This is a genomic window from Mycolicibacterium diernhoferi, assembly GCF_019456655.1.
GTDB classification, from domain to species: domain Bacteria; phylum Actinomycetota; class Actinomycetes; order Mycobacteriales; family Mycobacteriaceae; genus Mycobacterium; species Mycobacterium diernhoferi.
The window spans coordinates 3,527,762-3,540,018 of the sequence record NZ_CP080332.1 but is presented as its reverse complement, the minus strand read 5'-3'; the positions used below and the strand labels follow the sequence as shown (position 1 = coordinate 3,540,018).

At 59.3% G+C, this 12,257-nt stretch carries 13 protein-coding genes; 8 read left to right on the top strand and 5 right to left on the bottom strand.

The genetic code is table 11. The annotated features are described in order from the left end of the window. Positions 1-25: 25 nt before the first annotated feature. Positions 26-427, top strand: a complete 402-nt coding sequence (locus K0O62_RS16835) for a hypothetical protein (protein ID WP_131817443.1) — start codon at positions 26-28, stop codon at positions 425-427. Positions 428-502: 75 nt separating this feature from the next. Then, positions 503-1,468 carry an SRA domain-containing endonuclease gene (locus K0O62_RS16830; protein ID WP_131817442.1) on the top strand — a complete coding sequence of 322 codons (966 nt, stop codon included), beginning with the start codon at positions 503-505 and terminating at the stop codon, positions 1,466-1,468. A 135-nt stretch (positions 1,469-1,603) separates the two neighbouring features. Here K0O62_RS16830 and K0O62_RS16825 read toward each other — a convergent pair whose 3' ends face one another. Further along, complete coding sequence (locus K0O62_RS16825; protein WP_165637021.1) at positions 1,604-2,146, bottom strand: LppA family lipoprotein; 543 nt, start codon at positions 2,144-2,146, stop codon at positions 1,604-1,606. A gap of 47 nt (positions 2,147-2,193) precedes the next feature. Then, complete coding sequence (locus K0O62_RS16820) at positions 2,194-3,852, bottom strand: alpha/beta hydrolase (RefSeq protein ID WP_083603724.1); 1,659 nt, start codon at positions 3,850-3,852, stop codon at positions 2,194-2,196. A gap of 94 nt (positions 3,853-3,946) precedes the next feature. Between K0O62_RS16820 and K0O62_RS16815 the strand changes: the two genes are divergently transcribed. From K0O62_RS16815 to K0O62_RS16795, 6 genes are all read left to right on the top strand, one after another. Next, positions 3,947-4,246, top strand: a complete 300-nt coding sequence (locus K0O62_RS16815) for a WXG100 family type VII secretion target (protein ID WP_073858219.1) — start codon at positions 3,947-3,949, stop codon at positions 4,244-4,246. A gap of 117 nt (positions 4,247-4,363) precedes the next feature. Then, positions 4,364-5,272 (top strand): DUF6602 domain-containing protein, encoded by a 909-nt coding sequence (locus K0O62_RS28995; protein ID WP_350355558.1) that lies wholly within the window; start codon positions 4,364-4,366, stop codon positions 5,270-5,272. A gap of 293 nt (positions 5,273-5,565) precedes the next feature. Continuing rightward, positions 5,566-7,098 (top strand): AAA family ATPase, encoded by a 1,533-nt coding sequence (locus K0O62_RS16810; protein ID WP_079244304.1) that lies wholly within the window; start codon positions 5,566-5,568, stop codon positions 7,096-7,098. 40 nt (positions 7,099-7,138) lie between these two features. Beyond that, positions 7,139-7,924, top strand: a complete 786-nt coding sequence (locus K0O62_RS16805; protein WP_131817441.1) for an HNH endonuclease — start codon at positions 7,139-7,141, stop codon at positions 7,922-7,924. 481 nt (positions 7,925-8,405) lie between these two features. Then, the gene (locus K0O62_RS16800; protein WP_073858217.1) at positions 8,406-9,527 is read left to right on the top strand and encodes a hypothetical protein; all 1,122 of its coding nucleotides are present in this window, start codon (positions 8,406-8,408) and stop codon (positions 9,525-9,527) included. After that, positions 9,524-9,985, top strand: coding sequence for a hypothetical protein (locus K0O62_RS16795; RefSeq protein ID WP_073858216.1), 462 nt, complete (start codon positions 9,524-9,526; stop codon positions 9,983-9,985). The genes K0O62_RS16800 and K0O62_RS16795 overlap by 4 nt, the downstream gene beginning before the upstream one ends. Before the next feature lie 224 nt (positions 9,986-10,209). Here K0O62_RS16795 and K0O62_RS16790 read toward each other — a convergent pair whose 3' ends face one another. From K0O62_RS16790 to K0O62_RS16780, 3 genes are all read right to left on the bottom strand, one after another. Further along, positions 10,210-11,172, bottom strand: coding sequence for a hypothetical protein (locus K0O62_RS16790; protein ID WP_131817440.1), 963 nt, complete (start codon positions 11,170-11,172; stop codon positions 10,210-10,212). 96 nt (positions 11,173-11,268) lie between these two features. Beyond that, positions 11,269-11,814: a helix-turn-helix domain-containing protein gene (locus K0O62_RS16785; protein ID WP_264002360.1), complete on the bottom strand. Its 546-nt coding sequence runs from the start codon at positions 11,812-11,814 to the stop codon at positions 11,269-11,271. Between the two features lie 158 nt (positions 11,815-11,972). Further along, on the bottom strand, positions 11,973-12,185 hold the full coding sequence (locus K0O62_RS16780; protein ID WP_073858214.1) for an excisionase family DNA-binding protein: 213 nt from the start codon (positions 12,183-12,185) through the stop codon (positions 11,973-11,975). Between the last annotated feature and the right edge of the window lie 72 nt (positions 12,186-12,257).

Genomic DNA, 12,257 nt, shown 5'->3' with positions numbered 1-12,257 from the left:
TACAGAGCCCGAAAGGATGTCCACCATGCGATTGATCGACTCATCAGACTCCGAGCAGGTCACCCGGTACAACGTGCGCTCGCACTACACGCAGCGACTGGTCCTAGTCGCCGCACTCTGCCGCGAACTGCAGCGCCACCCCGACGATCTCGTCGGTGGTCGTCCTCAAGCAGCGCTGAACGTGCTCAACCTCTGGATGGTCGAGGCATACGACCTCCCGCGGAACCGCGACATCGGCTACCAGCATGGGCTCGACGATCCGCGCCTTGCCGAATACGCCAGTCACATCCAGCGTGAGCTGGAGCTCGGAACGAAGGTGTGCGAGGCGTACTTCATGCTGTTTACCGCCGACACCCAGAGCGACTACGACCGCGACCGCACGCGCATCCGTGAACGGCTCGACCACTACGTAGCCGAGTTCGGCTGAAGCAGCAGTCATCAGTCGTGGGGGAGGCTCAAGGTCGCGATCTAGCTGTCAGTGCGTTCGCCTAGGCTTCGCCGCATGACTAGTTCGATATGGGCAGTGCAGCCCGGCGAAACCCTCGTCAGGAGTCAAATCCACGGGGCATACGGCGGCAACTCCCAGGCAGGCATTGCCTTCTCGGGAAGTACGCCGAACGTCCTGGTTTACTCGGATCACGGCAAGGCTGCTGCCAACGGCTACGACTTCGACGGCTGGGATTCTTCGCGGCGGCTGTACTACTACACCGGTGAAGGCAAGGTCGGTGACCAGGTCGTCCTGCGCGGCAACAAGGCCATCGCGAACCACGTCGCTGATGGCAATGCGTTGCGGCTGTTTGTCGCGGTTGGCAATGTGCCGGGGACACAGACGCGCGTACATCAATACCTTGGCGAGTTCGCCGTCGATACAAACCAGCCCTACCTCACGAAGACAGCGCCAGGCATCGATGGTGTGCCGCGACAGGTGCTGGTGTTCCGCCTGATTCCGGTTGGTCCATTCGTCGTCGGCGATGATCCACACACGAGCCCGATCGATGGCGCGGATCGGGCTGCCGAGGTTAAGCCAATTGGAGTCGAGGCCATTCCTGTTGCCGCCGTTCGTACAGAGCAGTCTGAAGTCGAAAAGACAATCAGCGGACCGATCGTCCAGGTTGAAGCTCAACTGACCCAACGCTTCCAGAAATATCTGCAGTCTCGTGACCATGCTGTGGTCCGCTACAAGATCGTTCCTGTTGGCTCCCCGGCGATCTATAGCGATCTCGCTGACGTCACGGGGAACGTCCTGTACGAGGCGAAGGGGTGTGCCGATCGCATGAGTGTCCGGTTGGCTCTTGGCCAGGTACTCGACTACGGGCGGTACGTCGATGGATCGCGACTCGCCATACTGCTGCCAGAGTATCCAGCCGCGGACCTCGTCGAGCTTCTGGAGATGCATGATGTTGGCTGCGTCGTAGAGGCGGGCGAGGGCAACTTTGTCGATATGACGTCGCTCGGGCGGTGCCCATAACGCAAGTTCTTGCCACGCGGTTGGGCACGCTTGGCGGCGGTTCTCGCTGTGGCATGCCCCCGCAGAGTTCCTTGTCCACCGCGGTGAGTGCCAGCCCTGCCTCGCGGCAGGGAACTGCCTGGGCTCCAGCGGGTTCTAGAAGTCGGCTTGGCGCAGGCGGCAGTCACTGCGAGCGGACAGGCTTGCGGCGACCTTAGTAGCGAATCGCACTTGCACTCCTGTGTCGCCGGTGAGTTCGATGCTGTGGTCTCCGGGCCGGTCGGCGAAGACCGTCAGATCGCTTGCGCCAAGCGCGGCCGCGCTTTCACGCAAAGTGTCAAGAGCTTGCGGCCAGGTATTGTCGGGGATCGGACCATCGAACAAGGCGTGGCGGGTCAGGACCTGGACGCCGTCGGTGTCCTCGAACTTGCCTCCACAGGAGATGGTGGTGCTGTCTCGGTTCCACCGCCAGCTCAAGCCGGGCACGACTGCTGTGATTCGGTCTGCGGTTTGGGCCAGCACTTTCTCGAAGCTGGTCAAGGTGTCCTCGGCAGAGTCTTTCGCGCGGAGCTCGTGGTTGAGTGCTGCGACTTGTTCGGGTTGCATCGGTGTCTCCTGCGGAGGTTTTAATGCGTTGGATAACCAGATTCCGATGGCGGCGACCGCGACCGCGACCACAGTTGCGGTGATGCCTAGCACCCACCACACGGTTCGTAAGTTGCGCCGATGCGGCGCTGGCGCGGCGTTCATTTGCGTACCGCAGACTCGGGTAATCCCGCGATCACAGCGGCAGTGTTATAGCCGGACACGCGCAACCATTCCTGGTCGTCGACTGTGAACGGTCGTGGGTACTCGGAGTGGCCGCTGGATCCTTCGCGGTAGACACCGTCCGGTGTCGTACCGGGTGCGGTGGACAGTTGCGTGAACGATCCGTCTGCAGGATCTCCGCCGTACCAAGGTGTCTCGGCGATGACTCGGATGGGGTCATCGGGTGCCTGCATGACGTAGACGTGCCCCTGCTGCATGCCAAGATCGGCTTCATCCATGGCGTAAAAGCCGGGTGACCCGTAGGCGACGTAGTCGTCAACAACCGAGCTCGCGCCGTCCTGCAATGCCAATCCAGCGGTGAGCGAGCCGTAGGAGTGTCCCACCAGTGTGAGGTTGGGGTCTGTCGCGCCGCTGCTGGTGGCATCGATGGATCCCAGGTATTGCGAGAGTGCGGGTGCCGCTCCGACGGCGCGGGAGTCAGATCCGGCCGCAGCCAGGCCCGGGGGAGTGTCGTACCCAAGCCAGGCGACGGTGGCCACCGTTTCGTGGCCGCGGCCTGCCGCATCTAGCTGGGTCATCACCTCAGACTGCATGAGGCTGCCTTCGCGCACCATGCCTTCGATCGTGCCACCTGCGTCGATCTGGGATCCCATTCCCGGGATTGTCACAGCCACGTTGTCTGCCTCGTCGGGATTGCCGACCGACACGATGGTCTTGAGGCTCTCGCCGGTGGTGTCCAGTCCGATCAAGTACGTATCTTTCTGCTCCAGCGTCTTGTCGAGCTTGTCGAGGACGGCGATTTGGCGCTGCAAAAGCTGCGCGGGTACCCCGTACGGCGGCTGATTCGGATTGGGGTGCGACTGTTGCTCTCGGGTCAGTTGGTCTTGCAACCGGGTGCGTTCGGTGTCGAGGAACGTCCGATTCGTCTCATTGCGTACGTCGGTGGGGATGCCGTCACGGTTGCGGACCCAGTCTGGGCGGTGTGTCGCGATCCAGTTCTGCTGGTCGGTGCCCAGCCCGTTCCACCATTCGTTGACCTGTTCAGGCGAGGCAGCAGGTTCGAGTGCGAACAGTGCGCCCGCATTGACCGCGCCCTCCACGTCTTTCAGTCCGTCGACGCCTACATCCCCAGAGTTCGCCGCCCATAAGACTCGGGATGCTTCCGCCTCGATCTCGTTTCCTTTGGACACGATGTCCGACACCATCTGTCGGAGTTGGTCTCCCACGCGCTCGTGCTGAAGGAGTTCGGCCTCCGACGCGTTCGCTTTGTCGTCGAGGTCACATAGGTCGACGACATTCCCGTTGAACTGGATGGTGAAGCCGTTGGTGCTGGCGAGGTGCTTTGCATCCGAGATAGAGGCTTGGAGTTTCGTCAGGTCAGCGATCGTCTCGCCGACCTGCGCGTGAACTGCGCCGACTGCGGCAGCACCTTTGATCAGGTCGTCATCGACTGGGTCGAAGGACTGGCGTGCGGCGTGCGCTGCGCTGCCCTCCCACCCCTCCAGGCGCCTGATGTCAGCTAGTTGGTCCTGCAGTGTCGCCATAGTCGAGGTTCGTTGGCTGAGCTCCTCACGCAGGGTCTCGAGGGCACCAGTCTTGCGTGTCCATTCATCAACTTCTTCGAACGTCAACGCCACTCGACCAGCCCCCCAGCCCCCCGAAACTGGTGCCAGGCAGGCACCAGCAACCAAATTATAGTGAGAGGTGATCCCACCTCTGGACGGAGAAACTATGCCCCAGTCGCTGAAGCTCGACCCGACGCGAATCCAGGCGAGCGCGGGCGAGTTGGAAATGGTCAACAGTTCGGCTCGGGATCAGCTCGCCAGGAACGCCGAAGCCCTCGTGGAGGCCCAGTCAGGATGGGTCGGGACCGCGTTCGGCGCATTCGAACAGCTACGCGAGACATGGGAGCGTACCGATGCTGCCCGTGCTGGAAGACTCGACGAGATCGCGATCAGCTTTCGACGGAGCGCAGCCCTGTATCAGGCGACCGACGAAGCAAACGCGGGCGCATTCGATTCTGCCGTTTAGACTGGAAGGTGTATTGAGTGGGGCATGGTGGGACCTGCAGAGTGAACTAGATTGGGTCCCGAAAAATGTTCACATCATTCGGGGGCCAAGCGGTTGACCAAACTGGGACAATTGGTCATGCAGCACCCTCACCATAGTTGGCTGAGTGCCGTCAGCGACGATATCGAGCGTGAGTACCGAAATGTCCGGTCAGCCCTCACTGGCTCAACCAAAAATGAGCAGTCCAGGCACAGACAGCTTCGCGGCCACATTTATGAATCCTTGTGGCGTCGGTTTTTACAAGGGTGGCTGCCTCCGCACTACGAGATCGGAACACGCAAGTATCTCGTACTAGAGGAACCTGTAGACGGTTCGATCTACTCGTCCGAAGTCGACTTGGTGGTGTTCCATCCGGCCTATCCGAAACAGTTACGTGAACGTAGTGAAGTCCTGGTATCGGGGGTTGTGGCTGCTTTTAGTGTGAAGGGCCAGTTGAAAGTGTCTGACCTTCGAGCGGCTATCGAAGAGGCGAGGAGGGTTCGTCGCGGTATTGGAATACGCCACGGGAAGGTGATTGGAGAACTGCGTTCACCTTTGGTGTATGGGGTCCTAGCTAATACGCACCAATTGAGACGCTCGGCCGGTGAGAAGACGCTTGACCTGTTACAGACGTCTGCCGAGGATTCTGGCGTTCACCCACGGGAAATGCTCGACATCGTGTGCATCGCAGACGTCGATTGCTGGACTCGTGAGGGGACCGCTTCGCGAACCGCTTCCGCGGAATCTTACGTCGACCTCTGGATGGGAACGAGCGGTAGCCCCGAGGCAACGCACGCAGTGCCTGTGGCTTCGCTAGTCACGGCGCTCTGGGCGAAGCTGGCCGCGCGCGACCCTGAACTTGACCCAATAGCTCATGGGCTTCACAGGACCCGGACGGCTGGCACTACTTCCGGTGCAGGACTCGGACGTCCGATGGACGGCCTTATCTCGCACGAGCTTATGTTGCAAATCTTCGAGGATTCAGCCAGATTTGAACTCAACGCCTGATCAGACCTCAGTACGGGTCGGCATGCCGAACTAGTCCTGGGTTGGGACCTGTGCCGGTACGGGCGGCGTTCTGCGTGTCGAATCCGATATTCATCGACCGAGAAGTTTGCGGCCGAGCTGGCTGAACTGATCAGTCGTTAGTTGCGCGAGGAACCCACGTCGTTGGGGGCCCCTAACTGGAGCTCGCCGACCAGCTAGATTAGTGACGGAAGCTAGCTTTGGGCCGTTCGCGGCAGTCGGAAAGCAGTTTAGCCATTGAGAAGGAGCGTACTTTGCGATTTCGCGTCAGGCGCTTGTACGCCGATAAGAGCGATCGCAACGTCATCGTGCTGTCGCCGACGGAATGGGATGACTGGTTCAAATTTGAAACCACATACTACGTCCGGTTCATTGATGCCGATGGCAATGAATTTCCGATTGGATCAGTCAAGATCGGTGAGGTGGGACTTGAGCCTGGCGATCGTGACGAGCGACGAACGGGATATCGACGACCTAATCTTCCGCAAACGTTTCAGCGCCTCGGGGGGAAATTCTTTTCTCTTGGGCAGGACACAACCTACTACGAAAATCTGACCGCAATAGGAGCCCAGTTCCGGCAGGAATACCTTGTCGCGATGAGGGACATTGCCCTTGACGAAGAATTAAGAATACGAGCCCAGGAAGAACCAGTAACAGCGATCTCCCTGCTCCGTGAAGTCCCATTGAGATCGGTTCAAGAACAGTTTCATCGGCTTGCTCGCGGCGAGGCGCGTTTGACGCCTTACCAGTTTGAATTTTCACTTGGAAAGCAGTCTCAGGATCCATGTACGCTTACGTTTTCTGTGACGCCCCATAGTCGCCCACCCAGTAACATTCATGTACTTATTGGGCGTAACGGCGTTGGCAAGAGCACAACACTCAACGGGATCGCAAGGTCGATTGTCAATAACTCGCATGATCCTTTCGCGGATGACAGTGTTGCCCAACAATGGCAACAACTATCCAACGTCGTTTCCGTGTCGTTTAGTGCCTTTGACTCGTTTGAACCGATCAGTGTTCCGCGAGATCGCACCAAGGGGTTGACTTACCACTATGTTGGTCTAAAAAAAGTGGGCGCGAAGGCAACTGAAGACTCACCCGTGCTGAGAACGAAGGACCACGGACAGCTCTCCCGGGAGATGACCATGTCCGTCAAGAGCTGCCTGCAGTTCGATGCTCGACGCGCACGCCTTGTCAGGGCCCTTGGATTGCTCGAAACTGACTTGATTTTCGAAGCGACAGGCATAAGAAACCTGATTGAAGAAGGTGATGTGGAAGATGTCCTCGAACGCCTGCCAAAGATATTCAGAAAGCTAAGTTCAGGGCATAAGATCGTTCTATTAACAGTTACAAAATTGGTAGAAACTGTTGTGGAGAAGAGCCTTGTTCTTCTTGACGAACCTGAAGCGCACTTGCATCCACCATTGCTGTCCTCGTTCCTCCGTGCGCTGAGCGATCTCTTGACTAATCGCAATGGCATAGCGATTGTCGCTACGCATTCGCCCGTGGTGCTGCAGGAGGTGCCTAGCTCCTGCGTGTGGAAGCTTCATCGATCAGGCGACGTATTGTCAGCAAGCCAACCTCGGATCGAAACATTCGGGGAGAACGTGGGGACTCTGACCGACGAGGTTTTCGGATTAGAGGTGATTTCAACAGGCTTCCACGAGATGCTCAAACAGGCGGCACTCGATACGGGGGATTACGACCAGGCCCTGAACATGTTCGAGGGTCAGTTAGGAGCGGAGGGGCGGGCCATCCTGCGTGCCATGATTATTGCAACCGCGAAGCAGCGTGATGCGGGCCGCTGATCAACCGACTGTTACGACTGCGGAAACCGCGAAAGCGTGCGTGGACCGTCACGACGATGAGCGGATCAGGACCAACGTACGCGCCGCAATCTCCGCACTGGAGGCGAACTGCGAGACGTATCGAAAGCATGCCGCCAGTTCGACGTTGCACCTAACTGGGCCTGGGCACTATCCGGTGCCAAATCTTTCTGACGAAGACATGAAAAAGCTCTACCGAAACCGCCTTGTTCGTACAGTGGCGGGTAGGCGAATCTACGACAAGTTGATTGCAGGCGCGCAGCATGGCCTGTGTACGTATTGCCAGTACGGCGAAGCCTCAGCGCTGGACCATTTTATGCCGAAAGACTTTGTCCCATCGCTCGCCATCGAGCCGTGGAATCTAATTCCGTGCTGCAGTCGCTGTAATCATGGAATGGGTGCCAAATGGAGTGACGACCCCGGGCATGAAATGCTGCATCCCTACTTCATGCCTGATCTTGGACGTTGGCTGTACGCCACCATCACTCACACGTCTCCACCATCAGTCGCCTTTGTCGCAGATCCACCCGGTGATTTGGACTCGCAATATGCAGACCGCCTTCGTCGTCAGTTCGATGACTTGAAGCTGGGGGAGCTCTATTCTGTCGTTTCGACTGTTGAGCTGACCAGCCTGAATGAGCGACTGCCAACGCTGTATACCGACGTTAGCCAGTTAACGAAGTTTCTTGCAGAGACCGCGGATATTCAGTTTAGCGCCGACATAAATGATCGACGAGGAGTTATGTATGAGGCTCTGGCGTTGGACGATTGGTATCAGGCTCAGATATGTGTAGGCCCAGACTGGTAGACGGGTTCGCATGCAGGGCACGGAGGTAGCGGGGCAATTTCAACATGGCGGCCACGTCGTCGGAAGACCGGTGAACACAGCTTCTCATCCTCGGAGCTAGCTCAGAAGCGACGAAGGTGCTATCAGCCACGAGGCTGAAAGCACCTTCGTCGTGGTGCAGCATCGACGCGAGAGGGGTTTATGCAAATCTTTTGCTCGTCTCATTCCGGGGCGGATCGACCATCAGTCTCCGTGCTTACTTCTTTACAGTGAAGCTGCGTCCCTGGGGCGCCTGAACGGGTAGGTGTACTGGAGAGCCGGTTGGGACGTATGTGCGGGTCACCAGGCTTGCCGATTGGCAGCGCGCCGTGGTCGACAGCACAACACCCGCGGAGCACTGTTTTATGGAAACATCGCGACATGTGGGTCGTGCCCGCGGGCCGGGAGGATTGTGAGTGTGGACTTGCTTATAAGTGGCACCCGGATACCGATAGACCGCTCTGTGTTCACGGCGTTGTTGGAAAATTCGGTATCCAGCCATTACGTCGCTTATGAAAGGGCGCTCGCTGAAGGTGCGATCGCGTTCAGTGATCTTGTATTCCTAGCTCGACGTGGGGAGATTCCGCACGCGCTGTTCTTTGCGCCACTTCCAGTGGTGCAAGCACAGATCTCGGCGAAGGCCGACAAGCTGTTGGCGGGCCTGACCAAGCCCACGTTCTCGATAAACTCTCGCGACAAAGTTGACCTGCGCGATGTCGAGCTCATCGTGAAGGACCTCCTGCGTAAGCAGGAGTTGGTCAAGGTGCATGATGCGTCGTTGACCAAGAACCGAATCATCGGCTTGCTGGGAAAGCCCGGCAAGTCTGTCGAGGCGGACGCCGACAAATTGATGCGTGCACTCGGGGTCACGCATGAGGCTATGCGGTCCGCTGCGAACAGAGACGCGGCGCTGGCCTACCTCATCACTCGTCTGGAGGCGAACCAGATCCTCGTCTCCCAAAGCTCCAGCCCTGTCATGCCGCAGAGGCTGCAAGTCAAGTTCAGCGGCATGACTGTCAAGGACAATAAGGTTCCCTACGTCTTCCTCAGGGGCGGAGATCCGGGTGACAATCAGGAGCCTGGCGGGCGCCGGATCTTCACCCTGACGCTCCTCGCGGTTCTCGTCGCGCGCAGAATCTTTGCTCCAGTCACATACGACGGAAGTAGTGTTGGTCAAGACATCGTCCGGGAACATGACATCGTCGGTGAGATCCTGATACCCGCTGAACATCTCCGGGGGCAGCGCATCGCATCGCTGGACGATGTGAAGGCCCTGTCCGACCAGTTTAAAGTAACCGCGAGCGCAATGACCGTTAGAGCCATGCGACTCAACATCTTTGGTGGTGACATCGCCAAGATTTACCTTGATACACTAGCGCAGGAATATGCGCGTCAGGCCAAGCCCACCTTGCGGTCGCCGCTCCTCGTCAACGCCATTCGGAAGTACAACGGCCGTGAGTTCTCGGTTCGGATGCTCGCGGCACTCGAGTCGGGAAAGCTATCACCGAGAGATTTTTGTCGGTCCGTGTGCCTGAACCACATCAAGCCGTCACAGATCGATGAATTTCGAGCGGCACTGCATTGACCGACTACCAGTACCTGGTGGACAACAACGTGTTGTCTACCCTGTCGCGGGATCAACGGGCGAGCGAGTTTTTCCGCTCTTTCTGCCACATTCCCGATGAGGTGCTCTATGAGGCCAGAGGGTTCCCGGACATCGATGAACTTAGAGACTGCAGGTACGAGACAACTGATGCAGTCCTCCGACAACTACTTGTTGTTATGAAGACGGTGCCGGTAGCTGACACCAAGCTCGTCGATCTCTATGCGAACCGCGGTGGCGCCGATCCGCTCATCGTGGCATGCGCGCTGGAGGCTCGAAGTCAGAATGACGACAAGCTATTCGGTCCCACCTGGGTAGTTGTCTCCGACGACGACGCCGTGCGAGAGAAGGCTGCCGAGTTCGAGATCGATCGACTTTCTGCCCGGGAGTTCTCCGCGATCCTCGATGCCGCACCAGTGTTAAATCGCCGGAACCGTTAGCTGTTCCGTGTGCCGTGCTGCGACGGAGCACTGCATGCACGACGTTTGACGTGCGGAGGTAGCGCCGTTCCGAACCGGACCCAAGCACGCACGTCGTCGGCAACGTGAGACCCACCTCAGTCGCGTAGATCGCGACGTTCGCATTGAGTAGGTGAAGGGTCGAGCACTTCCGGCGGCAGTCGGGCTGGCTCAAGATTCTTCGCCAAGCAGCCTCAATTCTTTTCTTAACCGCTTCGCTTGGCGTTCGGTCTTTGCGAGCTGCGCTCGCAAACGCTGTTCGGGGTCTTCTGTTGTCTTGGCTTGCGAGGCTTCGGCGGTGGGACCAGCCATCCCAGTGGCTGGTAGGAGACAGGGGCGCGAACGTTCTTGCACGCATCACAGTCGAGATAGTGGTAGAGCTGCGGCCATCCCGCATCCAGTTGCCTGGCGTACTCATCTGGAATCGGGTCGGGAGCGTAGGCATCAGCCCACTCGGCGCGCATCTCGGACAACCGTTCTGGCGGCGTCTCGTGCAGTCCTTGTTCTGGAGTCCAATCGAGATTCATCAGCGTCGTGAACCGGTGACCGCACGTCAGCGTCGCTGCCCAGTTCGCGAGCGTGCGGGGCTCCTTGCGGTAGGCCATCCACTTCTCGGCACCAGCGTCGCCCCACCACTCAGGCGGCTCGATCGGGTCGGCGGCAAAATCGCGTTCGCCCCGGCGACCGTCCCAGGACGCCACATTGCGGACCGGAAATTTATGGTGCGGATGATCTGTGCGGCCGCACACGTACTGGCCAGGCGGCAGACGTTCACTAGTGCGCCAGTCGTTATCGGACCCATCACGGAGTGACTGAGGGTCGTCTGTCGTGGTCATCCGATCTTCAACGCAGCCGCAGTCGAACTTGATGCGCCATCGAAAAATGTCCTCGGGGTTTGGGTGCCAAAGGGGCCACAGCGGTGTTCGTGCCAGTCCTGTATCCCAGAGCTTGCGGTACGCCTGCAGCACCTGGCCGTTGGATTGCTCTGGCGTGCCAGACAGGCTTGAACGACGGGAAAGCCCCTCCGGTGCATCACCGTTGTACGGCTGGCGCTCGGCCCGTGCTTTGGCGCGTTGATTCTCGACGTCGAGCAGCGTCGCGATCGTGCGGGCCTGCTCGATGGACAGGGGCGGTGCCTCTGCAACGATTTTGCGGATGTACTCATCCATCAAGGTGACCTCCGCGGAGTTGCGCTGTTTCCATGTAGCGTCAAACGTTGGGCTGTCCGCACAGCATTCGCATGGCACGACTTATCTCGGCCGACATCAAGGCGAGGCCTCTCGCAGCCAGGCCTCGACGTCGGAGCGGCGGTAAAGCACGCGACCGCCCAATTTGACCGATGGCGGGCCTCCGGAGCCGGTGTGCCGCCACGACCGAAGCGTGCCCGCCGAAAGCCGAGTCATCGTGGCGACATCGTTGGTGGTGAGCATTTCGGCTGCAACGTCACCGCTGGCAGGTGGCCGTGTGCGGTCTCGCCGCGAGGACTGTTGGGCCAGAAGAGCTTCGGCGATGGCCAGCAGGGCATACGTACAGGCACGCTTCCACGGTGCAGTGTGTTCCGGTGCGATCTGCTTCGCCGCCTCGACTGCCTTCGCGAACCACCCTGATGCGGTCGTGAGGGAGGGCACGGTGTGGCCGTCAATCTCGGCGAGCCAGCGCTCGACTTCCGGGCGTGGGTAGAGCGTGCGGGTCCCGGCCTTGATGGACTTGGGTCCCTGTCCGCTCTGCCGCCAGTAGTTGAGAGTGTGCACGGACAGTCCGGTGAGTTGAGCGACTTCAGCAGCGGTTAGTCGGTCGACACCTAGTGGCACTCTGGCGTCATTCGGCTCAATGAACCTGGTGCAGTCGCAGTCTGGCGCCGCGCAAGTAGATCCGTCTGGCCGACCACCGCCACTGCCGTGGTGCACGCTCGCGAAGTGCCCGCACCCACTGCACTTGGCCAGGCCTTGGATGGATCCGGGCTTGCCGCTCACGAGCCGCGCCGTCGAGGTGTTCTCGATGGGGAGTTCATAGGACGCATTAGTTGCCCGTCGATCTCATTGAGATCGACACGGATGGTCCGCTGAGAGCGGCCCATCCGGTAGCCGGTCAGCTCGCCGTCGGCAATGAGTCGGCGCACTGTCCGGGAGCTGATTTGAAGATACTCAGCTGCCTCGACGAGGGTGAGATACCGCCGAGTCACGAGGGTCGCCAAACGTGGATTCGTCCCAGCTCTTGCAGTGAGCCCCTATCGATTCGGATCGCTCTGCCCGAC

Coding starts and splice junctions, on each gene's coding strand:
- K0O62_RS16830 (WP_131817442.1), top strand. CDS start 503: ATGACTAGTTCGATATGGGCAGTGCAGCCCGGCGAAACCCTCGTCAGG.
- K0O62_RS16790 (WP_131817440.1), bottom strand. CDS start 11,172: ATGGATGAGTACATCCGCAAAATCGTTGCAGAGGCACCGCCCCTGTCC.
- K0O62_RS28995 (WP_350355558.1), top strand. CDS start 4,364: ATGCAGCACCCTCACCATAGTTGGCTGAGTGCCGTCAGCGACGATATC.
- K0O62_RS16815 (WP_073858219.1), top strand. CDS start 3,947: ATGCCCCAGTCGCTGAAGCTCGACCCGACGCGAATCCAGGCGAGCGCG.
- K0O62_RS16835 (WP_131817443.1), top strand. CDS start 26: ATGCGATTGATCGACTCATCAGACTCCGAGCAGGTCACCCGGTACAAC.